The sequence below is a fragment of the Paraburkholderia lacunae genome (assembly GCF_003353175.1).
GTDB lineage: Bacteria > Pseudomonadota > Gammaproteobacteria > Burkholderiales > Burkholderiaceae > Paraburkholderia > Paraburkholderia lacunae.
In genome coordinates, this window is sequence record NZ_QHKS01000002.1 from 196,687 (window position 1) to 219,924 (window position 23,238).

22 protein-coding genes are annotated in these 23,238 nt (G+C 64.0%); 8 read left to right on the top strand and 14 right to left on the bottom strand.

What is annotated here, in order from left to right; genetic code table 11:
* Positions 1-40: 40 nt before the first annotated feature.
* From DLM46_RS03690 to DLM46_RS03715, 6 genes are all read right to left on the bottom strand, one after another.
* Positions 41-271: a hypothetical protein gene (locus DLM46_RS03690; protein WP_115099423.1), complete on the bottom strand. Its 231-nt coding sequence runs from the start codon at positions 269-271 to the stop codon at positions 41-43.
* A gap of 132 nt (positions 272-403) precedes the next feature.
* A complete protein-coding gene (locus DLM46_RS03695; RefSeq protein ID WP_115099424.1) occupies positions 404-1,312 on the bottom strand; it encodes a carbohydrate kinase family protein in 909 nt (302 codons plus the stop codon).
* Between the two features lie 5 nt (positions 1,313-1,317).
* A complete protein-coding gene (locus DLM46_RS03700; RefSeq protein ID WP_115099425.1) occupies positions 1,318-2,610 on the bottom strand; it encodes an AGE family epimerase/isomerase in 1,293 nt (430 codons plus the stop codon).
* Positions 2,607-3,593 carry a LacI family DNA-binding transcriptional regulator gene (locus DLM46_RS03705; RefSeq protein ID WP_115099426.1) on the bottom strand — a complete coding sequence of 329 codons (987 nt, stop codon included), beginning with the start codon at positions 3,591-3,593 and terminating at the stop codon, positions 2,607-2,609. Before DLM46_RS03705 ends, DLM46_RS03700 begins: the two co-directional genes overlap by 4 nt.
* Positions 3,594-3,793: 200 nt before the next feature.
* Complete coding sequence (locus DLM46_RS03710; RefSeq protein WP_115099427.1) at positions 3,794-5,644, bottom strand: EAL domain-containing protein; 1,851 nt, start codon at positions 5,642-5,644, stop codon at positions 3,794-3,796.
* Between the two features lie 264 nt (positions 5,645-5,908).
* Positions 5,909-6,937 carry a bile acid:sodium symporter family protein gene (locus DLM46_RS03715; protein ID WP_115099428.1) on the bottom strand — a complete coding sequence of 343 codons (1,029 nt, stop codon included), beginning with the start codon at positions 6,935-6,937 and terminating at the stop codon, positions 5,909-5,911.
* A gap of 156 nt (positions 6,938-7,093) precedes the next feature.
* Here DLM46_RS03715 and DLM46_RS38940 point away from each other — a divergent pair, with 156 nt between their 5' ends.
* From DLM46_RS38940 to icmF, 5 genes are all read left to right on the top strand, one after another.
* A complete protein-coding gene (locus DLM46_RS38940; protein ID WP_133300296.1) occupies positions 7,094-7,339 on the top strand; it encodes a hypothetical protein in 246 nt (81 codons plus the stop codon).
* A gap of 163 nt (positions 7,340-7,502) precedes the next feature.
* On the top strand, positions 7,503-8,033 hold the full coding sequence (locus tag DLM46_RS03720; protein ID WP_244305811.1) for a hypothetical protein: 531 nt from the start codon (positions 7,503-7,505) through the stop codon (positions 8,031-8,033).
* 683 nt (positions 8,034-8,716) lie between these two features.
* Positions 8,717-9,805, top strand: a complete 1,089-nt coding sequence (locus DLM46_RS03725) for a porin (RefSeq protein WP_115099430.1) — start codon at positions 8,717-8,719, stop codon at positions 9,803-9,805.
* Between the two features lie 178 nt (positions 9,806-9,983).
* The gene (locus tag DLM46_RS03730; protein WP_115099431.1) at positions 9,984-10,922 is read left to right on the top strand and encodes a LysR family transcriptional regulator; all 939 of its coding nucleotides are present in this window, start codon (positions 9,984-9,986) and stop codon (positions 10,920-10,922) included.
* A gap of 83 nt (positions 10,923-11,005) precedes the next feature.
* Positions 11,006-14,554 carry a fused isobutyryl-CoA mutase/GTPase IcmF gene (gene icmF / locus DLM46_RS03735; protein WP_115099432.1) on the top strand — a complete coding sequence of 1,183 codons (3,549 nt, stop codon included), beginning with the start codon at positions 11,006-11,008 and terminating at the stop codon, positions 14,552-14,554.
* Positions 14,555-14,641: 87 nt separating this feature from the next.
* On the opposite strand, the gene DLM46_RS03740 is transcribed toward icmF, so the two are convergent.
* Positions 14,642-15,601 carry an NAD(P)H-dependent flavin oxidoreductase gene (locus tag DLM46_RS03740; protein ID WP_115099433.1) on the bottom strand — a complete coding sequence of 320 codons (960 nt, stop codon included), beginning with the start codon at positions 15,599-15,601 and terminating at the stop codon, positions 14,642-14,644.
* A gap of 335 nt (positions 15,602-15,936) precedes the next feature.
* Between DLM46_RS03740 and DLM46_RS03745 the strand changes: the two genes are divergently transcribed.
* Entirely contained in the window at positions 15,937-16,827 is an 891-nt protein-coding gene (locus DLM46_RS03745; RefSeq protein WP_115099434.1) for an alpha/beta fold hydrolase, read from the top strand.
* A gap of 30 nt (positions 16,828-16,857) precedes the next feature.
* Here the strand turns inward: DLM46_RS03745 and DLM46_RS03750 are convergent, their stop codons facing one another.
* Positions 16,858-17,328 (bottom strand): Lrp/AsnC family transcriptional regulator, encoded by a 471-nt coding sequence (locus DLM46_RS03750; RefSeq protein WP_115099435.1) that lies wholly within the window; start codon positions 17,326-17,328, stop codon positions 16,858-16,860.
* Between the two features lie 114 nt (positions 17,329-17,442).
* Here DLM46_RS03750 and DLM46_RS03755 point away from each other — a divergent pair, with 114 nt between their 5' ends.
* Together DLM46_RS03755 and DLM46_RS39805 are read left to right on the top strand one after the other, a co-directional pair.
* Entirely contained in the window at positions 17,443-18,342 is a 900-nt protein-coding gene (locus DLM46_RS03755; RefSeq protein WP_115099436.1) for a DMT family transporter, read from the top strand.
* Between the two features lie 9 nt (positions 18,343-18,351).
* On the top strand, positions 18,352-18,591 hold the full coding sequence (locus DLM46_RS39805) for a hypothetical protein (RefSeq protein WP_208866230.1): 240 nt from the start codon (positions 18,352-18,354) through the stop codon (positions 18,589-18,591).
* A 212-nt stretch (positions 18,592-18,803) separates the two neighbouring features.
* On the opposite strand, the gene DLM46_RS03765 is transcribed toward DLM46_RS39805, so the two are convergent.
* The 6 genes from DLM46_RS03765 to DLM46_RS03790 form a co-directional block, all read right to left on the bottom strand.
* Positions 18,804-19,724, bottom strand: coding sequence for an MBL fold metallo-hydrolase (locus tag DLM46_RS03765; protein WP_115099437.1), 921 nt, complete (start codon positions 19,722-19,724; stop codon positions 18,804-18,806).
* On the bottom strand, positions 19,721-20,182 hold the full coding sequence (locus DLM46_RS03770) for a MaoC family dehydratase (protein WP_115099438.1): 462 nt from the start codon (positions 20,180-20,182) through the stop codon (positions 19,721-19,723). Before DLM46_RS03770 ends, DLM46_RS03765 begins: the two co-directional genes overlap by 4 nt.
* Positions 20,179-20,406: a DUF1289 domain-containing protein gene (locus DLM46_RS03775; protein ID WP_115099439.1), complete on the bottom strand. Its 228-nt coding sequence runs from the start codon at positions 20,404-20,406 to the stop codon at positions 20,179-20,181. Before DLM46_RS03775 ends, DLM46_RS03770 begins: the two co-directional genes overlap by 4 nt.
* 4 nt (positions 20,407-20,410) lie before the next feature.
* Complete coding sequence (locus DLM46_RS03780) at positions 20,411-20,932, bottom strand: YbaK/EbsC family protein (protein ID WP_115099440.1); 522 nt, start codon at positions 20,930-20,932, stop codon at positions 20,411-20,413.
* 28 nt (positions 20,933-20,960) lie between these two features.
* Entirely contained in the window at positions 20,961-21,887 is a 927-nt protein-coding gene (locus DLM46_RS03785) for a hydroxymethylglutaryl-CoA lyase (protein ID WP_115099441.1), read from the bottom strand.
* A 117-nt stretch (positions 21,888-22,004) separates the two neighbouring features.
* On the bottom strand, positions 22,005-22,946 hold the full coding sequence (locus tag DLM46_RS03790) for a 2-hydroxyacid dehydrogenase (RefSeq protein WP_115099442.1): 942 nt from the start codon (positions 22,944-22,946) through the stop codon (positions 22,005-22,007).
* Positions 22,947-23,238: the final 292 nt, after the last annotated feature.

Below are 23,238 nucleotides of genomic sequence, written 5' to 3' on the forward strand. Positions count from 1 at the left end.
TCAGGGATGGCGCTGCGCGATGGGCGTGGCGCCGTGCCGCCTACAGTTCGATTTCGCCGAGGATCCGGTGGGCGAGGGCTTTGGCTTCCTCGAGGGCTTCGTCCGGCGTCGACGAGGTGGCGTCGACTTCGTAGAGAGTGGATTCCGGGTCGGCGGTTGGGTCGCCTTCATCGCGGGAGAGGGCGACCACGCCCTGGAACTTGTCGTTGCTGAGTTCGCGGACCGAAGCGATGGCGGTGTAGATACCCTTGGTGTAGGTGATGTCTTCCATGGCGCTGGCTCCTTCCCAAGGTGTGACTTTTATCCTAGCACGGGGTCGGCTTTTTTGCCTTTGGCGGCGGTCGTCGAACTGTTTGCCTGCGGCGGCATTCCCTGTTTGGTTATGACCGCCGCCGGCAAACAATCACAGCAGCGCCACGACTTCATCCAAAGAAGGCGCATGCGCCCCGGCATGCCTGCACGCCGCCGCGCCGGCGGCCAGAGAAAAAGCCAGATGCTCCGCCCAGGACCGCTGCGGAGCAGTCATCAAGCTGAACAGCAAGCCGCCAATTGAGGCATCCCCGGCCCCAACCGTATCGACAATCTCGACCCGAGGCGGACGAGCCTCGACTACCTTGGCGCCGTCGATCAACATCGCCGGCTCCGGTCCACGTGTCACCAGCACCGTCGCAGCCGGATTCATCTCCCGCAATTGCGCCAGCGCGTGCGCCTCATCGGCGGACTTGAACAGCAATCGCAAATCCTCATCCGACACCTTGATCAAATCAGCCAGCGCAGCCATCTTCCGCAGCGTCGGTTCATATCCATGCTCCATCAGGTTCCGGTAATTCGGATCGAAACTGATCTTCACGCCGCGCGAGCGAAGCTCGGCGGCCAGCGCAGCAAGCGTGTCGCCAAGCGGCTGCCGCACGAGGCTGATGCAACCGAAATGCGCCCACTTCACCTGCTCCATCCAGCCGGCCGGCAAGCGCGCCGGATCGAACGCGAGATCGGCGCCGTTTTCGCCCATGAAGAAATACGCCGGCGGATGCGTCTGATGAACGATCGCCAGCAACGGCGGGTGCTCCACACGCTGCATGAAGCGCATGTCGAGACCCGCGGCGACGCTCGCGTTCCAGAGGTCGTCGGAGAAATTGTCGACGCCCAGCGAACCGGCGCAGGCCGTCGGCAATCCGAGCCGCGCCACGCAGCGCGCGACGTTCCAGCCGGCGCCGCCCGGACGCGACAGCCATTGCGATGGGCCGGTCCGCACGAGATCGGTGAGGATGTCGCCGGCGGAAACGAAGAAGGGAAATTCGGTGTTTGGGCTCATTGTGCTTACTCCGCGGATTCAGGCGCCCCAGCAGCGCTGGAAGGCAGCGCGTGCGCCAGCACTTCGTAGCACGCGCCCATCGTGTGATAGTCGGTCTTGCCGGCCGGACTCTTTTCGTCGCTGTACTTGCGGTTGTCGCAGGTGAGGATGCGATACCACGCGCCATGCTTGTGATCGACGAAATGCGCCCAGCTGTAGCGCCAGATCTCGTCGTACCAGTCCCAGAAGCGTTCGTTGCCGGTGCGCTGGCCAAGCAGCGCAGCAGTCGCGAATGTCTCGGCCTGCACCCAGAAATATTTGTCGTGATCGCAAACGGTGCCGTCCGGGCCGAAGCCGTAATAGAGGCCACCGTGGTCTTCGTCCCAGGCATGGGTCATCGCGGCGTCGAATAGCTCGACGGCGCGCGGCAGCAGCCACGGCAGCGGACGGTAGCGTTCGAGAATCAGCAGCAGCTTCGCCCATTCGGTCTGGTGGCCCGGCTGGAAGCCCCACGGACGGAAAATGTTCGAGCTGTCTTCCTCGTTGTAATGCCAGTCGATCGACCAGTCCGCGTGAAAGTGCTCCCACACCAACCCCTGCGACAGCTTCGCCTGCCGCAGCGTCATGTTCGACGCCACCCGTTCCGCCCGATCCAGATAGACGAGATGGCCGGTCGCTTCGTGCGCGGCAAGCAGCGCCTCGGTCGTGTGCATGTTCGCGTTCTGGCCGCGGTACGAGCTGACGTGCCATTCGGGGGTCGCATCGTCGGCGTAGAGGCCCGCGGCGGCGTCCCAGAAGCGGTGTTCCATCAGCTCGAAGGTCGCGCCGATCATCGGCTTCGCTTCTTCGATGCCCGCCATCGCCGCATGCGCATACGCGAGCAGCACGAAGGCGAGACCGTAGCAGTGGCGGGTCGCGTCGAGCGTGCGCTTGTGGCCGTCGCGCCATTCGAGTTCCCAGTCGTAGCCCTCGTGCTCGGTGTCCCAATGCGCTTCGTGCAGGAAGCGCAAACCGTGGCGCGCATACTCGAGATGCTGCGGGTCGCCGAACTGGCGATACGCCATCGCGTAGTTGAAGACGTAGCGGCAACTGCTCACCAGATGGCGCGTGGTCCTGTCGTAGACCGAACCGTCGTCGCGGAAAAAATGGAAGAAGCCGCCGCTCGGGTCGAGCACGTTCGGTGCGTAGAAGCGCAGCGTGTCCTGCACATGCGAGAGCAGAAATTCGGGGCTGCGGAAGTTCTCGACGGGCGGCGGCGCGGCGGCAACGGCATTGGCCGCGCCGTTCGCTGCGGAGTGAAGCGGATCGGATTGCATCATGACGTTTTCACCAAAGTACTGGCACGGGCAATGAGATGGACGGGCAAGCGGACTTCGAGTTGGGTGGGGGCCTCTTCGAGCAGCAACTCGACGCCGCGCCGGCCGAGCGCTTCCTTGTCGACCGAAATGGTCGACAGCGGCGGCGTGGCGTGGGCGGCGGCGGGAATGTCGTCGAAGCCGATGATCGCGATGTCCTCAGGCACACGCAGGCCGCGCGCAAGGCACGCGCGCAGCGCGGCGAGCGCGGCGGCGTCGTTATAGGCAAACACGGCGTCGGGGCGTGCGCCGGGCGCGTCGAGCAACTGGTGCATCGCGCGCGCGGCGCCGCTGTCGGGGTCGAGGCCGGCGTCGATGGTCAGTTCCAGCGACGGATCGAACAGCAGGCCCGCTTCGAAAAACGCGCGCCGGTAACCGAGCGCGCGCTGCGCGATGCTGAAGTGCGCGAGCGACCCGCCGATGAATGCGACGCGCGTGCGCTTCTGCTCGAACAGATGACGCATGGCGAGCGTGGCGCCCGCGGCGTTGTCGAGATTCACCGAGCGCAAGCCGGGCGCCCACAGGTCGATCAGTACGAGCGGGCGCTGCATCGCCACCAGCGTGGTCAGCGTTTCGGGTTCGACGAAACCGGCGATCGCCACGGCGTCCGGCGAGTGCACGCGCATCTGCTGGATCACGTCTTCGGTCGGGCCCGCCGTCAGCACCGAAGGGACGATGCCGCGTTCGCGGCAGGCGTCTTCGACGCCGTGCAGCACGTGCGAAAAGAACGGGCTGACCGAGAAGTTGTTGTGCTGCCGATGCAGCAGGAAAGTGAGGCGGCGGATGCGCGGGCGCAACTGCGCGGCGTCATAGCCGAGCTGCCGCGCGGCTTCGACGACGCGTACGCGGGTGGCCTCGGAGAGGCCCGGCTGGTTCTTCAGTGCGCGTGAGACGGTGCCGATCGACACGCTGGCCGCCCGGGCGACGTCGCGGATGGTTGTGGCCATCGAATGAAGCGGACGCAAGAGGGCGGCCGCACGGTGTTTGGGTTCGGGCGATTGTATAGTAAAACACGCCTGAAACAGCCCAGAAAACACACGATCGACACAGGTAAATACCCGTATACACGGGGCTTAGTCGGAAATATTTTGTTTAGTAAAAATTGCTAAACAACCCCGTTTCGAGCGACCCGGCAAAGCCTGCGGGCCTAGTTGGGCGCCGCGTGCGCGACCTCCGTCTGTCCCCGCAGCAACGCGACGCTCTCGCTTGCATCGATCAGCACGAAACCGCTTGTCTCGTGCTTGGCGCGCCGCTTCGCCAGTGCCGCCACGGACGCAATTTCCTCGCTGCTGTAGAACGACGGTCCGCCGTCCGGCTCGACGCGCACGCAGCCGATCGCCATCGTCACGAAGCCGAAGAAGGTCGGATTGCCGCGCCGGTCCTCGCCATGGATGCCGCCGGCCAGCCGGTCGGCCGGCGCGTAGAACCGCTGCGCGCCTTCGTTGAACACGTGGATCGCGCGCAGCACGCGCTCCTTCCAGTCGTCGCTCTGGAACAGGAGCAGGAAATCGTCGCCGCCCACGTGGCCGAGAAAGTCGCGGGTCGGGTCGCAGACGTCGGCAAGCACGACGGCGGCAAACTTCAGTACTTCGTCGCCTTGCCAGTAGCCGTACTGATCGTTGAAGGGCTTGAAGTGATTCAGGTCGACGTAGCACGCGTAGAAGCCCGCGTCGTTGCCGAGCAGGCGGGCGATGTGCGAGCTGATCGGGATATTGCCCGGCAGAAAGGTCAGCGGATTCGCGTAGCGCGCGGCTTCGATGCGCACCTCGGTCACCGCGCGCACGAGTTTTTCGCCGGTGCCGAGGCCGGCGTATTTGCCGTTGTCGGTGATGACGAAGCCGTCGGCGAGATAGCGCTGATCGTCGCTGGCGAGGAGCTGGGCCATCTGCTCGACGGTCATCGATTTCTCGATGACCACCGGTGACGCGTTCGCAAACTGCAGGCACGGGCGCTTGCCGAACAACTCCCGGTGGTACGGCAGCGCATAGCGGTCCATGAAGCTGCGCCGGTTGATCAGCGCGACCGGTTCGCCGTGCTCGACCACCGCAACCGCGTGCAGATCGGGCAGGCGGTTGAATAGATCTAGCACGTCGTTGTTGGAGGCCTCGCGCGGCAGCGCGGGCGCGTGCACCAGCATCTTCGCCGACGCCATGCCGCCCGACGGCGATGCGCTGCTGAGCGTGCGCGTGGTTTCGGGAAACACGGCGATGTGGCCGGCGCGCAGCGCTTCGCGGGCGTCGTCGGTGACGCTGCGGGACGGCTGCGCATTCGGCCGGCCGAAGAAATAGCCTTGTCCGCAGCCGATCCCCATGTCGCGCACCACGATCAGATCTGCCTCGTTCTCGATTCCCTCAGCGACCAGACGCGCACCGCTCGCGTTGGCGAAGTGCTGCATCGCGCGCACGGCTTCGAACTTGAGCGGATCGCTGGCGATGTCGTGAATGAAGAAGCGATCGATCTTCACGACGTCCGGTTGCAGCCGCACCCACAGATTCATGCTGGCGTTCGCGGTGCCGTAATCGTCGAGCGCGAATTGCGCGCCGGCCGTGCGCAGCGCCGTGATCACCGGCAGGAAGCTGCCGACGTCGGCAATCGTGCTTTGCTCGGTCAATTCGATCACGATCCGTTGCGGATCGACGCCGCAATGGCGCAGCAGCGCCAGCGAGTCGTCGCGCGCTTCGGCTAGCTGGCGGATCGCGCCCGCGCTGAAATTGAGGAACAGTTTGCCCTCGCATTCCAACTGCATGAACGCCTTGATGCAGGTGTGCGCGGCCGCGCGTTCGAGTTCGATCGCGCAGCCCTCGGCCAGCGCCTGCGAAAACAACGCGTACGGCGCTTCGAGCGGCGTGCCGGCCGGTCCGCGGATCAGGCCTTCGTAGCCGAGAATCGCGCCGTCGTTGAAGTCGATGATCGGCTGGAACACCGCCGACAGATCGCGCCGGGCGATCAACTCCTCGATGCGCGGCGCGGCGGATCGGGGGGGCGAGAGAGGTTGCATGGAAGTTAGGCCTAGCGAGCGACTTTCGGCTTAACGGCCCGCGCGGCTTGAGCTTAAGTGAACCTTTGATGAAGCTTTGCACCTCGGTGGGGCGTTCGGGACCCGAGTGACGAGGTGCCGCCAGGATTGCGCCTATGCCGTCCGGCCGAGGCGACACCGGCGGCTTTTACGCGTGAAATAACAAAAAAGCCGCACGAGGCGGCCTTCTTCTAATGACGCTCAGGGAGGGCGCTTATGAATGTCCTGTTTGCATTGCACGCGTGTTCAACGGCGGGCCACGGCGGCGGCGGGCCGCTCGTGCGAGGCGGCGCGGGTTTCGGCGCTGGTGTCGCGAGCCCCCCAGCGCTGCGCGAGCGCGGCGCACACCATCAGCTGGATCTGGTGGAACAGCATCAGCGGCAAGACCACGGCGCCCACCGCATGCGAGGCGAAAATGACCTTGGCCATCGGCACCCCGGCGGCGAGACTTTTCTTCGAGCCGCAGAAGATGATCGTGATCTGGTCGGCGCGGTTGAAGCCGAGCCGCTTGCTGCCGAGTATCGTGACGGCCAGCGCCAGCGCGAGCAGCACGACGTTGATGAGCAGCAGGCCGCCGAGGGCGGACAGCGGAATCTGGTGCCACAGGCCTTCGTTGACGGCCTCGCTGAAGGCGCCGTATACCACCAGCAGAATCGAGCCCTGGTCGACGAACTTCAGCATGCCGCGATGGTGCTCGATCCACTTGCCGATCAACGGGCGCAACAACTGACCGGCCACGAACGGCACCAGCAGTTGCAGCACGATGTTGCCTATCGTGTGCCACGGCGACGAACCGCCGCTCGCAGCCTGATTGGTCACGACGAGGCTGACGAGCGCCGGGGTGATGAAGATGCCCAGCAGGCTCGAGGCCGACGCGCTGCAGACGGCGGCCGGCACATTGCCTTTGGCAATGGACGTGAACGCGATGGAAGATTGAACCGTCGACGGCAGCGTGCAGAGGAAGAGGATCCCCGCATAGAGCGCCGGCGTGACAAGTGGCGAAAGGAGCGGTTTGAGCGCGAGGCCGAGCAGCGGAAACAGCGCGAACGTGCTGAGCAGCACGACCAGATGCAGCCGCCAGTGCGTCGCACCCGCAATGATCGCTTCTCGTGACAGCTTCGCGCCGTGCAGGAAAAACAGCAGGCCGACCGCGACGTTCGTCACCCAGTTGAACCCGACGGCGGCCTGCCCGTGCACCGGCAGCAAGCTGGCCAGGATCACGGTGCCCACGAGGCACAAGGTGAAATTGTCGGGAAGCAGTTTCGGGCGAGCCATTGTTGAAATCTCGATTCGGTGATGCAGAAAGACCCAAGGACGCATGAAGGCGGCGGGCTATGAAAAACGACTATTGTTGTTGAAAAGTGATTGAAATGGCAAATTCATTTGTCGAATCGATTAATGAGCATCATGCATTACGCCGCCATATGACGCATGGTGCGCAACGCCGTTTCAGTATTGGCGACGGCGCGCGATTGGTCCACTGCCGTTTTAGCCGTTGAACGGCAAAGCCAGTTGCCGTCCGTCATACGCCAAGGCGCTGCGGATGCTTCGCTAAAGCCGCGCCAGCAAGCTGTTTCAGCGCTTTCGCGCAAGGGCTCTGTCGCGGAAAAACGTCGCAGTAACAAGGTGTTACAACAGCAGTGGGGGCCTAACACTTTTTGGCTCGACACCCTTTGACCATGCCCATAAATTACTGCTCAAAGGCCACCGGGATGCCCCGCGCCGCGACAGACACGCGACGCTCGAGCTGGTCCCAGAACAGGCACGCCGCAGCTCGAACGGCGGGCTTCAGGCAAGTCTTCGGGTAAGTGAGTCACGGGTGGACGGGTTGTCGAGAACGATGCATTGGGCGTTGGGTGCGGTCATCGCCGCACTGTGCTCGTTCGCCTATGCGAAAGTAACAGGCATGCCGCATATAGCCGCAGGCGGCGGTTATCGCGGCTACCCGCATGCCGCGGACCACGCTATGCGCGGCGATGCTCGCAGCGAGGGCCGTTATTACGGCGCCGCCAATGTCAGGGTGCCCCGCGGCAATCCGGCCGTGCGCAACGCGCGCTTGCCGCGCGGCGGCGCGAACCTGAGTGGCGGTCACTACGCTGGCGGCTTTGACGGCTACAACCCGGCAATGCCCCGTGTAGGCGGAGCGGCCGGATATCCCGGCGATCGCCGCGGCTTCCAGTACGCCGGCGCAATCACCCCGGTCAGCACCGAATCACGGCCGGTGCCGCGTCCGCCGGCCAACGCGCCGGTCCGCGCCGGCTCGATTCGCGCCGATGTCGCGCGCTACAACGAGGAGCGCGGTTCGTCGCGTGCCATGCCGCGCCAGGCGGACTATCCGCGTCAGTCAGAAGGCTCCCCTTACCGTAATTAGGCATCGCGAGGCACCGCGAGGCACCGCGCCGAAAAGATGCGGTTGTCGCCGGCTGATTCTTTGACGCGTTTCGCGGCGCGACAAGCGCCCCCGCCATCCGCGCGAACTGCGCTACCGCTTCTTATCTCCCTGTTGCCCTCGCCGCAGCAATCGCGTGATGCGGATAATCCGCTGCGCCAAATCGCGGCTGAAATCCTCTGCCACCTTCCTTCAAATCGGATATTCCGGCTGTCAAACCGACTAGCCGCGGCTTCATGCTCCGCTGTCGTCCAAAAAGCCTCTGTCAAGGTGACGTGTAGACGCCACACTTTTTTGAAAACGCTCGGCAATAAACGGCCTGCCGTCGTCAAATTCCATCGTTTCTGTTGCGGCGCGTCATCCGTTTGACATCTCGACCGTTATCACCCGGTCGGGCGTAGTGTCAGCGCCGCTTGGCGGTGCGCCGTGCGGAATGCGGCGACGCAGTCATGACGGGCACGGCCAAGGCCTTATCAGGCCGATAAACGACAAAACTAATCAGATCGCTATACCCGCAATAACCAGAGATATTTTTGTTCATAAAAATGGTCCGCAAAGATGGTCCCGCCCAGATTGGCTCGACGATCGAACGGACGACAACAACGGTTCGCGCGAGTTACCCCTTTCGCACAGCCACACCCTTTTTGACAAAGACAGGAGAACCCATGAAAACAGGCATCAGCCGCGCGCTGAAGACCACCCTCAAGGCAACCACGTGTGCCGCTTTGCTGGCCAGTGCATCGTCGGCTTTTGCGCAATCGAGCGTACAACTCTACGGTCAGGTCGACGAATGGGTCGGCTCGCAGAAATTCCCGGACGGCCATAGCGCGACGCAAGTGTCCGGCGGCGGGATGTCCACGTCGTACTGGGGCTTGAAGGGGGCTGAGGATCTGGGCAACGGCTACAAGGCGATCTTCACGTTGGAAGGCTTCTTCCGTGCGCAGAACGGCGCGTACGGCCGCTTCACCGGCGACACGACGTTCTCGCGCAACGCGTACGTCGGTATCGAATCGCCGTACGGCACGGTGACCGCCGGCCGCCTGACGACGCCGCTGTTCGTGTCGACGATTCTGTTCAACCCGTTCATCGACTCGTACGTGTTCTCGCCGATGGTCTATCACGTGTACCTCGGGCTCGGCACGTTCCCGACGTACTCGACCGATCAGGGCGTGACGGGCGACTCGGGCTGGAACAACGCGGTGTCGTACTCTTCGCCGAACTTCAACGGTCTCAGCGCGACGGCAATGTATGCCCTCGGCAACACCGCGGGTCAGAACGGCGCGAAGAAGTGGAGCGGCCAGGTGCTGTATTTCCACGGCCCCTTCGCGGCGACCGCGGTGTATCAGTACGTGAACTTCAACAACTCTCCGAGCGACCTCGGCAGCGCCGCTGCGTCGGGCATTGCCGGCCTGAAGAGCCAGAGCGTTGCGCAGGTCGGCATGTCGTACGACCTGAAGTATGTGAAGTTCTTCGGCCAATACATGTACACGTATAACGACGAGACCATCACGAGCTGGCACGTGAACACGGCGCAGGGCGGCGTGTCGGTGCCGGCCGGCCCGGGCACGGTGATGGCGTCGTACGCGTATTCGCGCGACGGCGGCGGCTTCGACCAGACCCGTCAGACGGCCGCAATCGGCTACGACTATCCGCTGTCCAAGCGCACGGACATCTACGCGGCGTACCTGTACGACCACATCAGCAACCAGTCGAGCGGCAACACCTACGGCGTCGGCCTGCGCGCGAAGTTCTGAGCGCGGCAGTTCCACGCCTGATTTTGCAAACCCCGCCTTCCGGTCAGGAAGGCGGGGTTTGTCGTTTCTGGGGCGCTTCTGGTGCGCTTTTTGGTGCATCTTCACCGCCGATTTGCCGACCAATCTTTGATAAACCCGGCAAAATATCGTCGATTGATTCCTGAAGCGAGCGATTGAGATGGACACCCTCGTCAGCATGAAAGTGTTCCGGCAGGTGGTCGAAGTCGGCAGCTTTGTCGGCGCGGCCGAACGGATGGAGATGTCGGCGGCGATGGCGAGCAAGCACGTGATGCACCTCGAACAGCAGCTCGGCGCGCGTTTGCTGAACCGCACCACGCGACGCGTCGCGCCGACCGAAGCCGGCCGCGAATACTACGAGCGCCTCTCCCAGGTGCTGACCGAACTCGAAGAAGCCGAGCAGGTGGTCGGCGCAGCGAGCGTCGTGCCGCAAGGGCGCTTGCGGGTGTCGTCGCTGTCGGCGTTCGGCCTGAGTCACGTGATGGCAGCGGTGGCCGATTACGCCGCGCAGTATCCGCAGGTCACCGTCGATATGACCTTGTCCGACCGAGTGGTCGAACTGATCGACGAAGGCTTCGACGTCGCGATCCGGGCCTCGCCGAGCGGCCTCAAATCGTCGTCGCTGATCGCGCGGCAGATCGCGACCGCGCATCTCGTGCTGTGCGCCTCGCCCGCTTATCTGCGCCGGCACGGCACGCCGAAGACGGTCGCCGACCTCGCGCGCCACAACTATCTGCAATACGCCGGCGTATCGCCCCTCGAGATCGCCCCCGCGACCGGCAACGGCACGCCGCGCGTGCGTCTCACCGGCAATCTGATCGTCAACCACCTCGAAGCGCAACGCGTGATCGTGCTGCAAGGCGCGGGTATCGCGATGCTCGGCACTGAGGTGATCGGCGACGATCTGGCGGCAGGGCGCCTCGTGCCGCTGCTGGTCGACGAAGTGCCGCCGCGCGAGTTGCCGATCCATGTCGTGTATGCGAGCCGCCGGCATTTGTCCGCGAAGGTGCGCTCCTTTGTCGATTTTTTGGTCGAGCGGTTCACGAACGAAGCGCTGTGGCCGTCGCTCGAACAGATCAAGGCGTTGGCGGTGCGCTAGGCCTGCGCGGACGTCACAGGCGCTGCAAGCCGTTTGGCTATACTGATTGCCAGCACCCATACGCGTAACGATCTGGGGGAGACATGACCGATCTGTCCACGCCGCGGCGCGCCGGTGGCCACAAGCTGCCCGCGGGCCGGCGCCTGCGTTTCGTCACCGCTGCCGCGTTGTTCGACGGCCACGACGCGTCGATCAACATCATGCGGCGCATCCTGCAAGCGAGCGGTGTCGAGGTGATCCACCTCGGGCACAACCGCTCGGTCGATGAAGTCGCCACCGCCGCACTGCACGAAGACGCCGACGGCGTCGCCGTGTCCAGCTACCAGGGCGGCCATAACGAATACTTCCGCTATCTCGTCGACCTGTTGCGCGCGCGCGGCGGCGAGCGCATCAAGGTGTTCGGCGGCGGCGGGGGGGTGATCGTCCCCGAGGAAATCGCCGAACTCGAACGCTACGGCGTCGAGAAGATCTATTCGCCGCACGACGGCCAGCGGCTCGGCCTGCAAGGGATGATCGACGACATGATCGGGCGCTGTGCCCTGGCCGTGCGTGAAGCCGCGGCGGCGAAGCCGAATCCGGTGGGGGAACTGGTCGCCGGATTGGCGGCAGACGGCTTGCCGCGGTTCAATGCTCGCTCCGTTGACCACACAGCGGACGCAGCGGGTGCAGCAGACACAGCAGACACAGCAGACACAGCAGACACAGCAGACACAGCAGACACAGCAGACACAGCAGACACAGCAGACACAGCAGACACAGCGGTCCAGGCGCGAAGCGGCGGCGCAGCGGCCGACCCCGCAACGCTCGTATTCCGCCGGCTCGCCCGTTTGATCAGCGTGTTCGAAGCTGGCCAAGTCACCGCCGCCGAGCAGGAGGCGCTGTCGAGCATGGCCAGGTCGGCGGCGATTCCTGTGCTCGGCATCACCGGCACAGGCGGCGCCGGCAAATCCTCGCTCACCGACGAACTGATCCGCCGTTTCCGTCTCGACTACGGCGATGCGCTCACCATTGCTGTACTCGCATTCGACCCGTCGCGCCGCAAGTCCGGCGGCGCGTTGCTCGGCGACCGCATCCGCATGAACGCGATCGGCGATTGGGGCGGCGGGCCGCGCGTGTACATGCGTTCGATGGCGACGCGCGAAGCGTCGAGCGAAATCTCCGACTCGCTGCCCGGCGCGCTGATGCTATGCAAAGCCGCGGGCTTCGACCTGATCATCGTCGAGACCTCCGGGATTGGTCAGGGCAATGCGGCGATCGTGCCGTTCGTCGATGAATCGCTCTACGTGATGACGCCGGAGTTCGGCGCGGCGAGCCAGCTGGAAAAGATCGACATGCTCGACTTCGCCAGTTTCGTCGCGATCAACAAGTTCGATCGCAAAGGCGCGCCGGATGCGTTGCGCGACGTCGCGAAGCAGGTGCAGCGCAATCGCGGCGATTTCGCCAAGGCGCCGGACGCGATGCCGGTGTTCGGCACGATCGCCTCGCGCTTTAACGACGACGGCGTGACCGCGCTGTATCAGCACGTCGTCGAGGCGCTGCGCAGGCATGGCCTGCGCCCGGGCAGCAACCGTCTGCCGATGCTCGCGGACGTACGCTTTTCGACTGGCCGCCACGCGATCGTGCCGCCCGCGCGCGTGCGTTATCTGGCGGACGTTGCGCAGACCGTTCACGACTATCGCAAGCGTGCGCAAGCGCAGGCGCGTGTGGCGCGCGAACGCTGGCAGCTCACCGAAGCGCGCCGCATGCTCGGCGAGGCGAGCGCGCAAGCCGAGGCCGACGCCGAGCTCAATGCCAAGGTCGCGAAACAGTCTCAGGCCCAACTGGACAAGCTGATCGAGCAGCGCACCGCCGAGCTCGGCGAACGCGAGCGCAAGCTGCTCGACGCGTGGCCGCAAACCGTAGCGGCTTATTCCGGCGACGAACACATCGTGCGGATTCGCGACCGCGAAATTCACACCGCGCTGACCGTCACGACGCTATCGGGCTCGGCGGTGCGCAAAGTCGCGCTGCCCAGATTCGTGGACCACGGCGAAATCCTGCGCTGGCTGATGCTCGACAATCTGCCCGGCTATTTTCCGTTCACCGCAGGCGTGTTTCCGTTTCGCCGAGAGAACGAAGACCCGACGCGGATGTTCGCAGGCGAAGGCGATCCGTTCCGCACCAACCGGCGTTTCAAGCTGCTCTCCGAAGGCATGCCGGCCAAACGTCTCTCGACGGCGTTCGATTCGGTCACGCTATACGGCGAAGAACCGCACGAGCGGCCGGACATCTACGGCAAGGTGGGCAATTCGGGTGTCTCCGTCGCGACGCTCGACGATATGAAAGCGCTCTACGACGGCTTCGATCTCTGCGCACCGGAGACGTCCGTGTCGATGACGATCAACGGCCCCGCGCCGACGATCCTCGCGATGTTCTTCAACGTCGCGATCGACCAGCAGATCGCAGGCCTGAACGAAAGACTGCAACAGGAAGGACGCAAGCCGAGCGGCGAAGAACTTGCCGCCGCCCGCCGCCATGCGTTGGAAAACGTGCGCGGCACCGTGCAGGCGGACATCCTGAAGGAAGACCAGGGCCAGAACACCTGTATCTTCTCGACCGAGTTCAGCCTGAAAGTGATGGGCGATATTCAGGCGTACTTCGTCGAGCATCGCGTGCGCAATTTCTATTCGGTGTCGATCTCCGGCTATCACATCGCGGAAGCCGGCGCGAACCCGATCTCGCAACTCGCGTACACGCTCGCGAACGGTTTCACGTACGTCGAGGCGTATCTCGCGCGCGGCATGTCGATCGACGATTTCGCGCCGAACCTGTCGTTCTTCTTTTCGAACGGCATGGACCCGGAATACACCGTGCTGGGCCGCGTCGCGCGCCGCATCTGGGCAATCGCGATGCGTGAACGTTACGGCGCGAACGAACGCAGCCAGAAGCTCAAGTATCACGTGCAGACGTCGGGGCGCAGCCTGCACGCGCAGGAAATCGACTTCAACGATATCCGCACCACGCTGCAAGCGCTCATTGCGATCTACGACAACTGCAATTCGCTGCACACCAACGCCTTCGACGAGGCAATCACCACGCCCACCGAGGAATCGGTTCGTCGCGCGGTCGCGATCCAGTTGATCATCAACCGCGAGTGGGGGCTTGCGAAGAACCAGAACCCGAATCAGGGCAGCTTTGTGATCGAGGAATTGACCGATCTGGTGGAAGAAGCGGTGCTGGCGGAGTTCGACCGCCTCACCGAACGCGGCGGCGTGCTGGGCGCAATGGAAACCGGCTATCAGCGTGGACGGATTCAGGACGAGTCGATGCTGTACGAGCGTCGCAAGCACGACGGCTCGTATCCGATTGTCGGCGTGAATACGTTTTTGAGCTCGCATCCGCATGAGGCGCCGCAGCCGGTCGCCCTCGCCCGTTCCACCGACGACGAAAAGCAGAGCCAGTTGAAACGCCTGCGCGATTTTCAGGCGCGGCATCGCGACGCCGCGCCCGCGGCGCTCGAACGCCTGAAGCGCGCGGTCATCGACGACGAAAACGTGTTCGCGGTACTGATGGACGTCGTGCGCGTTTGCTCGCTCGGGCAAATCACACACGCGTTGTTTGAAGTGGGCGGACAGTACCGCCGCAATATGTGAAGCCTGGGCTTACTGCGGCTCGCTTCAGGTAGAGCCGCAGTAACACCCGCAGTAACACCGTTCCCAGGTCATGGAAAGCGATGCGTCTTAGCGCGCAATCCCCAGCCGCGCCTTCGCGTCGTTATATTCGTTCGACAGGCGCTGCACCAGTTCGCCGACGCTCGGCACGTCGTGCATCAGGCCGACGCCCTGGCCTGCGCCCCAGATGTCTTTCCACGCCTTCGCCTTGTCGCTGCCGAAGTTCATCTTGGTCTTGTCCGATTCCGGCAGCGCATCCGGGTCCAGTCCCGCGTTCACGATACTTTCGCGGATGTAGTTGCCGTGCACGCCGGTAAACAGATTCGTGTAGATGATGTCCGATGCGGTGGAGTTGACGATCGCCTGCTTGTAGCTGTCCACGGCATGTGCCTCTTTGGTCGCGATGAAGCGCGTGCCCATGTACGCGAGGTCCGCGCCCATTGCCTGCGCGGCGAGAATCGAGCCGCCGTTGGCGATCGAGCCCGACAGTACGATCGGACCGTCGAACATACGCCGCACTTCACCGACCAGCGCGAACGGCGAGGTCGTGCCCGCATGGCCGCCGGCGCCTGACGCCACCAGGATCAGACCGTCGACGCCCGCTTCCAGCGCCTTCTGCGCGTGGCGCAGATTGATCACGTCATGCAGCACGATGCCGCCGTAGCTATGCACCGCGTCGACGATTTCGCGTGCCGGCGCGCGCAGGCTGGTGATGAAGATCGGCACCTTGTGTTCGACGCACACGCGCACGTCGTGCTCGAGCCGCGTATTCGACTGATGGACGATCTGGTTCACGGCGATCGGCCCGATGATCGCACCGGGATTGGCCGCCTTGTGCTCGGCGAGCTGAGCCTGAATCTGCGTGAGCCATTCGTCGAGCAATTCAGCCGGGCGGGCGTTGAGCGCCGGGAACGAGCCGACGATACCGGCCTTACATTGCGCCAACACGAGTTCCGGATAGCTGACGATGAACATCGGCGAGGCGACGACGGGCAGCGCGAGTTTTTGCAGGACGGCGGGTAATGCCATGGTGCGAGTCTCCTGATAAGCGGACCGGTGCGGGGTTGGGCGCCCGGCGATTCAATTGAGTTTAGCGGCACATCGCGCGTGTTGCGCTGAAGCTGGCGAGCGTCGCGTTGTCATCACAGCGTCGCCGCGCATCCGCACATTGGCGCTCAACGTCACGCTCAAAATTTAAGAACGATCGTTCGATTATAGGCGAAGTGGATGAACCGTGTTCGGCGTGTTTATGCAGAACAGTTGGAAGGAGTGTTCAGGTTCTATGCGTACGTGCGCTATCCCACCCCGCACCGACACATTGCCCTCCTACAATGCTCAGACCCCTAAACGACTAGAGACCTGCTATGGCCTTCGAGAATTTCACGCCCTTTCGCGTCGCCGTGGGCGATGTCGATATTTTCGGAGTCAAGGGCGGAGCGGGGCCGCCGCTTCTGCTGCTGCACGGTCATCCTCAGACGCATCTGATCTGGCGGCGCTGCGCCGCGCAACTGGCCAGGCATTTCACCGTCATCGCGACCGACTTGCGCGGCTATGGCGCATCGGGCAAGCCGCCGAGCGACGCGGAGCACACGCCGTATTCCAAACGCGCGATGGCCGCCGATCAGGTCGCCGTGATGCGTCACTTCGGTTTCGAACGCTTCCTGGTGTGCGCGCACGATCGCGGCGCGCGCGTCGCACACCGGATGGCGCTCGATCATGCGGACGCTGTCGAGCGTTTGATGCTGCTGGATATCGCGCCGACGCTCGCGATGTACGAAGCCACCGACCGCGCCTTCGCAACGCATTACTTCCACTGGTTCTTCCTGATCCAGCCGGAACCGCTGCCCGAGACGCTGATCGGCGCGAATCCGGCCGCTTATGTCAATGCGGTGATGGGCGGCCGTCACGCGGGCCTGGCGCCGTTCGAACCCGACGCGCTCGACGCCTATCGCTCGGCGCTCGCGCAAGCCGGCGCCGTGCATGCGATGTGCGAGGATTACCGCGCGTCGGCGAGCATCGATCTCGACCACGACCGCGCCGATATCGAACGCGGCCACAAGATCGGCTGCCCGCTGCGCGTGCTGTGGGGCGACAAAGGCGTGATCGAGAAGTGCTTCGACGCGCTCGATGAATGGCGTCACGTGGCGCGCGACGTCAGCGGCCGTTCGCTGTCATGCGGGCATTACATTCCCGAAGAGGCGTCGGACGAACTCGTCGCTGAAATGTTGTCGTTCTTCGAAGCGGTCGAACAGTAAGCGCATTCCGCCCAATGCCGCGCGCTCCGTTCAGCCGAGCGGCGGCAGGCGGCGCGCGACCGGCGTCGATTTGACGATCGCGGTGCTGGTCTCCGCGCGCTCGGTGACCTTCGCGAGAATCTCGTCGAGCTGCTCGATCGAATGCAGGTACAGGCGGCAGATGAAGCAATCGTCGCCCGTCACCTTGTCGCATTCGACAAACTCCGGAATCCGCCGGATCACTTCTTCCACCAGATGCAGCTGGCCGGGCAACGGCTTCACGCGCACGATCGCCTGCAGCGTGAAGCCGAGCGCGCGCGGGTCGATCTGCACGGTGAAGCGTTCGATTACGCCTTGCGCTTCGAGCCGGCGCACGCGCTCGGCCGTACTCGGCGCCGACAAGCCGACCTGCCGCGCCAGTTCGCTGACCGGCTGGCGTGCGTCTTCGGCGAGCGCGGCGAGCAGCGCGCGGTCGGTTTCGTCGAGCGCGGCGGGTGCAACGGGAGCAAGGCGTTTGGTCACGATTGCCTTCGATTTTTAGGTGTCGACGTGAGATTGCTTAAGTTTAGCCATGTATTCGAGCGATCGGATTAATTACACTGCGTCTCATGCAGGAATCAATTCGAGGATCGAATCATGGCATCGAATGAAATCCGCCGCGGCGCGGCTGAAATGACAATGGCGATGCTGATGTCCGGCACCATCGGCTGGCTGGTGGTGTCGTCGCAGCAAAGCGCGTTCAACGTGGTGTTCTTTCGCTGCATCTTCGGCGGCGCGACGCTCGCGCTGGTGTGCGCCGTGCTCGGGCTGTTCCGGCGCAAGCTCTTTTCGTGGAAGATGCTCGGACTCGCGTTGCTCGGCGGCGCGGCGATCGTCATCAACTGGGTGCTGCTGTTCGCCGCCTATTCACGCGCGTCGATTTCGATGGCGACAGCCGTCTATAACACGCAGCCTTTCATGCTGGTCGCACTGGGCGCGCTGGTGTTTCGCGAGCGCATTAGCGCGTCGACGCTCGCGTGGCTGGTGGTCGCGTTCATCGGTCTCGTGTTCGTCGTAAAGGTCGAGCCGGCGGTGCTGGCGGTGCCGGGACAGTACCTGGTCGGCGTCGCGTATGCGGTGGGCGCGGCGGCGATGTATGCGGTCTCGTCGATCATCACGAAGCGGCTCAAGGGCACGCCGCCGCATCTGATCGCGCTGATCCAGGTCGGGCTCGGCGTCGTGATGCTCGCGCCGTTCGTGCGCTTCGATGCATTGCCGACCACCGGCATGCATTGGCTCGGATTGATCGTACTCGGCATCGTCAACACGGGAATCATGTACGTGCTGCTTTACGGCGCGATTCAGAAGTTGCCGACATCGATGACCGGCGCGTTGTCGTTCATTTATCCGGTGGTCGCCATCATCGTGGACCGGGTCGCGTTCGGGCAGACGCTCGCGTGGATTCAGGTGCTCGGCGCGATGCTGATCCTGCTGGCGGCGGCCGGCGTCAATCTCGGCTGGAGGATCGTGCCGCAAAAGCGCCTGTCTTCTACCTGATTGCTTCGATTGGATAGCTTCGGCCTGTTCTTGGCCGAAGCCGAAGCCGAAGCCGAAGCCGAAGCCGAAGCCGAAGCCGAAGCCGAAGCCGAAGCCGAAGCCGAAGCCGAAGCCGAAGCCGAAGCCGAAGCCGAAGCCGAAGCCATCGATGCTACGGATTCCGGATCATCTGCCGGCGAAGGCATTGTTCAAATTATTCAAGTGGACGTACTAATCAGCCGTAATCCACATAACTACGAGGCTTCGTAACGTCGCGTGTATGCGGGTTTAAAAGGCGGCGTCAAGGTTCTGTAGGGAAATCACCGATGCGCTTAAAAAACGGGCACGCGTATCATCCCTCCTGACGCTGATCACGTCCGACAGAATTTGCGCCGCTCGCCTCGCTGGTCGAGCGGCTTTTCTTTTTGTGGCAACGGTTTTTGCTTGCCGCTTCGAGTGCGGAAGGCGCGCCAGACAATCCGTCAGGCCCGACGTGCGACGACGCTCTCGCCGTCGATCTCCAGCGGTCCGCTCTTGCCGGCCAGCTCGTCGACAATCGTGCGCACCAGCGTTGGCGATTCGCCGCGCGGCGCGAGCATCGACGCGGCGGCGCGCATCACGGCGGCGTCGCCGAGCATCTGCAACAACGTGTCGAAACTCATCGCGCGGACTTCGAGCAGCTTGAACACGATCAGCACCTTCAGCGCATTCCTGGCATTGCGCGCGGGATCGGCTCGCAACCATGCGACGCGCGAAAACGCCCGTTCGAGCGCCGGTTCGACATTCGTGAACGGCGTACCGTGGCCGGGGATCACCAGCCGCACGTCCAGCTTCGCGATGGTTTCGAGCACCGCCTGTTGTTCGGCGAAACCGCTTTCACCTTCCAGCTCGGGAAATATCACACCAAAGCCGTTTTCCCACAGCGCGTCCGCGCTGATCAGGATGCGTTCGTCCGCGCAAAACAGCATCAGCGAATGCGGATCGTGACCAGGCGCGCCGAGCACCTGCCAATCGAGCGCACCGAGCGTCAGATGCGCGCCGGGCGCGATCGTCCCGGTAAAGGTGAAGCGCTCGCAGGTTTGGCCGGTGGCGCGAAACGTTAGGCGCGCTTCGTCCCAGTCGCGCACCGCCTCGGCTTCGGCGGCGGGAATCGCGGTACGGCACGGCCACGCTGCCTGCAATAGCGCGTTGCCGCCGCAGTGATCCGAATGCAGATGCGTGTTGACGATCAGATCGAGCGGCCGCGCGCCGAGCGCCTGCCGAACCAGTGCGAGCGTTTGCGGCGCGTGCGTCGCGTAACCGGTATCGACGAGCGCGGCGCAGTGGTCGTCGGTCAGCAGCACGTTGTTCGACGAAAGCCAGCCGCGCTCGAAGACCCGGATCGAATCGGGCAGTGTGATCATGACGTGCTGGTGTTCAACTGCGCGTCGGGCTTCGGCATCACCAGGATCGTCGAGCGGCCGGTCAACGTGGTCTCACCGCGCTGATTCACGACCGTTCCTTCGAGCTGCGTCAGATCGCCGTTCAGACTCGGCTTCCAGTAAGCATCGCGCACGCGCCAGGTGATCGTCAGCGTGTCGTGCGCATGGACGGCCTTCTTCAGCTTGATATCGAACTCGAGCCCGAGCGGCTGCGCGTAGGTGGAAAAATACGTGGCCAGCAGCGCCATGAAATGCGCGGTCGGTTGCGTACCCGATGCGATCAGACCACCGAAGCGGCTTTGCGCGGCGAAAGCGTCGTCGTGATGCAGCGGGTTGAAGTCGTTGACGAGCGTGGCGAACGATTTCACCGACTCCGCCGATAGCTCGAGCGTCGAGCTGAATGTTTCGCCGACCGTCACGATGCGTGGCGCGGCGTTCATCGCCGCACCTGCGCTTGCCTCGCCATGAACTGTGCGTGACGTTCCTCGATCGCATCCCAGACCGCGCGCTTCTCGTCGTCGTCGAACGACGACCAGCCGGCGATCTCGTCGATGGTGCGCAGACACCCTTCGCACCAGCCGGTCGACGCATCCATCCTGCACACGCTGATGCAGGGCGATGGCACGGCAGCGTCGTCGTCTTCGTTGTCGATACCCGGTGTCATGGCGTCATGCCGTCTCGCGCAGCGCCACGTCGAGCACCGGCGCGCCCGTCAACGCCACCAGTTCTCGCGCGGTCAGGTTGAACACCGCATGCGGATGACCGGCCGCGGCCCACAAGCTGTCGAGTTCGAGCAGATCCGCATCGATCAGCGTGACCGGCTCCGTGGCGTGGCCGATCGGGCACACGCCGCCGATCGCATAGCCGGTTTTTTCGCGGACGAACTTCGCATCCGCACGGCCGATTGCGCCGACCTGCGCTGCCACTTTCTTCTCATCGACGCGATTCGCACCGCTCGCGACCACCAGTACCGGTGCGTCGTCTTCGCGGCGGCGAAACAGAATCGACTTGGCGATCTGCGCGACCGCACAGCCAAGTCCGGCCGCGGCTTCGGCGGACGTCTTGCCGGTTTCCGGCAGCATGACAATGCGGCCGGCGTGACCGCGTTCGCGCAACAGCAGCGCGACGCGGCGCGCGGAGTCGGGCAGCGCGGCGAGATCGTCGGATTCGAGGGAGGCGTGGTCCGTCATCGTTGTATTTCCTTCCTGAGTGCAGAAATCAAACACAGTTGGCTGCTTCGCTGCGCGCCTTGGCGAGCAGTGCTTTGCCGGCGCGCGACACATTGGGCCGGCCAATCGACGTCGAGATGAAATCGCCGATCGCGACGACTTGCGCGAGGTCGACGCCGGTCTCGATGCCGAGGCCGTTCATCAGATACAGCACGTCTTCGGTCGCGACGTTGCCGGTCGCGCCCTTCGCATACGGACAGCCGCCGAGCCCCGCCACGGAAGCGTGGTAAATCTCGATACCTTCCTGCAATGCCGCGTAGATGTTCGCGAGCGCCTGACCATAGGTGTCGTGGAAGTGGCCCGATAGACGTTCGCGCGGAAACACCTTCGTCACCGCCTCGAACACTTCGCGCGTGCGCTTCGGCGTGCCGACGCCGATCGTATCCGCGATATCGATCTCGTCGCAGCCGAGCGCCGCAAAACGCTCGACCACGTCGACCACCGACGCCACCGGCACCTCGCCCTGATACGGGCAGCCGAGCGAACACGACACGCTGCCGCGAATCCGCAGGCCATGCTCCTTCGCCGCCTGCGCGACCGGCGCGAAGCGGTCGATGCTTTCCGCGATGCTGCAGTTGATGTTCTTCTGCGAGAACGCTTCGCTGGCCGCGCCGAAGATCACGATCTCGTCCGCGCGCGCGGCGAGCGCGCCTTCGAAGCCGCGCAGGTTCGGCGTCAGCACCGAGTAGACCGTGCCCGCGCGACGCTCGATGCCGGCCATCACCTCGGCGCCGTCGGCCATTTGCGGCACCCATTTCGGCGATACGAACGAAGCCGCTTCGACGTTGCGAAAACCCGCTGCGGACAATCGATTGATCAGGTCGATCTTGATCGCGGTGGGGACGAATTCTTTCTCGTTCTGCAGTCCGTCACGCGGACCGACTTCGACGATTTTGACTTGTAGTGGCAAGGCCATGATGTGTCTCCTGTGTCGACCAGAGTTAGCGCTTTAGCGCCTACTCTGGTCCCATGTAACGTGTTACCGCGCGTGGCGGCGCTCCTCGATTAATGTTCCACTGCGCTCACCCAGTGTTCAGTATCCGCGCCCGATATCCACCACGCCGCTCACCGTTTCGCCGCGCATCAGCGCGGTGATTTTCTGCGCGACTTGCGCGACGCTCTCTTCACGCAATGTAAGCGCCGAGATATGCGGCGTGATCGTGATGCGCGGTTCCCGCCAGAACAGATGATCGGGCGGCAACGGTTCTTCGCGGACCACATCGAGCGTCGCGGCGGCGAGCTGGCCGCTCGCGAGCGCTTCGAGCAGATCCTGCTCGACCAGATGGCCGCCGCGTGCGACGTTGATCAGGTACGCGCCGCGCGCGAGCTTCGAGAAGGTGCGCGCGTTCAACACGTCGCCCGTATCCGGCGTATGCGGCAGCAGATTCACCAGCACTTTCACGCCGTCGAGAAATGCATCGAACTGCGCTTCGCCGGCAAACGTCGTGACGCCGTCGATTTGCCGCGCGCTGCGGCTATAACCGCGCACCGGCATGCCGAACGCGGCGACCGCTTGCGCGACATGCGCACCGAGCACGCCGAGCCCGAGCACGCCGACCGTGAAAGTCTCGCGCGGATGCGCTTCGAGCTCCTGCCAGCGGCGTGCGCTTTGCAGCATCTGGTATTCGTCGAAGCGGCGCATGTAACGCAGCACCGCGTGCGTCACGTACTCGGCCATTTGCGGCGCCATGCCGGTGTCCTCGAGCCGCACCAGCTTCGCGTTGCGCGGCAGCGTGCCGGGCCGCTCATGCTCGAGCGCGAGAATCGCATCGACGCCCGCGCCGAGGTTGAAGATCGCGCGCAGATCGTCGCGGCCGGCCAGCATGTCGCGCGGCGGCCGCCACACGATCGCGAAGTCGGCCGGCGCGGTGTCGCCCGCTTGCCATTCGCGCAGTTCGGCATCGGGCAGCACGCGGGCAAAGTCGTACAGCCACGAGGCGGCGTCGGCATGCGGCATGTAGAAGAGGATTTTCATACGGTCCGTAAAGTGTGCGCGTTGTCGGCGCCTGTGACGGAAAAGGCCGCGCGGAAGGGCTGCAACGCATGCAGCTTGACGGACGACGCTTGCGGCATGGGGCCTCTCCTTTTATGGATAGGCTTCATTCTACTTTTTCGATGCGAATCGCGTGCGTTTGCGTACGGGCGTGCGGTTTGACGGGCGTGCATGGCTGGCTGGGCGCGAGCTCTGTGTGGGCCGAGGCCGGGCGCAGGTGTTCGCTGGCCCGATCCGTCGACCCGATTCGTCGGCCCGATCCGTCCGTCCGATT

Bases quoted from the DNA above. Each gene is read 5' to 3' on its own strand.
- DLM46_RS03690 (WP_115099423.1), bottom strand. From the start codon at position 271: ATGGAAGACATCACCTACACCAAGGGTATCTACACCGCCATCGCTTCG.
- DLM46_RS03695 (WP_115099424.1), bottom strand. From the start codon at position 1,312: ATGAGCCCAAACACCGAATTTCCCTTCTTCGTTTCCGCCGGCGACATC.
- DLM46_RS03700 (WP_115099425.1), bottom strand. From the start codon at position 2,610: ATGATGCAATCCGATCCGCTTCACTCCGCAGCGAACGGCGCGGCCAAT.
- DLM46_RS03705 (WP_115099426.1), bottom strand. From the start codon at position 3,593: ATGGCCACAACCATCCGCGACGTCGCCCGGGCGGCCAGCGTGTCGATC.
- DLM46_RS03710 (WP_115099427.1), bottom strand. From the start codon at position 5,644: ATGCAACCTCTCTCGCCCCCCCGATCCGCCGCGCCGCGCATCGAGGAG.
- DLM46_RS03715 (WP_115099428.1), bottom strand. From the start codon at position 6,937: ATGGCTCGCCCGAAACTGCTTCCCGACAATTTCACCTTGTGCCTCGTG.
- DLM46_RS38940 (WP_133300296.1), top strand. From the start codon at position 7,094: ATGGTGCGCAACGCCGTTTCAGTATTGGCGACGGCGCGCGATTGGTCC.
- DLM46_RS03720 (WP_244305811.1), top strand. From the start codon at position 7,503: ATGCATTGGGCGTTGGGTGCGGTCATCGCCGCACTGTGCTCGTTCGCC.
- DLM46_RS03725 (WP_115099430.1), top strand. From the start codon at position 8,717: ATGAAAACAGGCATCAGCCGCGCGCTGAAGACCACCCTCAAGGCAACC.
- DLM46_RS03730 (WP_115099431.1), top strand. From the start codon at position 9,984: ATGGACACCCTCGTCAGCATGAAAGTGTTCCGGCAGGTGGTCGAAGTC.
- icmF (WP_115099432.1), top strand. From the start codon at position 11,006: ATGACCGATCTGTCCACGCCGCGGCGCGCCGGTGGCCACAAGCTGCCC.
- DLM46_RS03740 (WP_115099433.1), bottom strand. From the start codon at position 15,601: ATGGCATTACCCGCCGTCCTGCAAAAACTCGCGCTGCCCGTCGTCGCC.
- DLM46_RS03745 (WP_115099434.1), top strand. From the start codon at position 15,937: ATGGCCTTCGAGAATTTCACGCCCTTTCGCGTCGCCGTGGGCGATGTC.
- DLM46_RS03755 (WP_115099436.1), top strand. From the start codon at position 17,443: ATGGCATCGAATGAAATCCGCCGCGGCGCGGCTGAAATGACAATGGCG.
- DLM46_RS03765 (WP_115099437.1), bottom strand. From the start codon at position 19,724: ATGATCACACTGCCCGATTCGATCCGGGTCTTCGAGCGCGGCTGGCTT.
- DLM46_RS03770 (WP_115099438.1), bottom strand. From the start codon at position 20,182: ATGAACGCCGCGCCACGCATCGTGACGGTCGGCGAAACATTCAGCTCG.
- DLM46_RS03775 (WP_115099439.1), bottom strand. From the start codon at position 20,406: ATGACACCGGGTATCGACAACGAAGACGACGACGCTGCCGTGCCATCG.
- DLM46_RS03780 (WP_115099440.1), bottom strand. From the start codon at position 20,932: ATGACGGACCACGCCTCCCTCGAATCCGACGATCTCGCCGCGCTGCCC.
- DLM46_RS03785 (WP_115099441.1), bottom strand. From the start codon at position 21,887: ATGGCCTTGCCACTACAAGTCAAAATCGTCGAAGTCGGTCCGCGTGAC.
- DLM46_RS03790 (WP_115099442.1), bottom strand. From the start codon at position 22,946: ATGAAAATCCTCTTCTACATGCCGCATGCCGACGCCGCCTCGTGGCTG.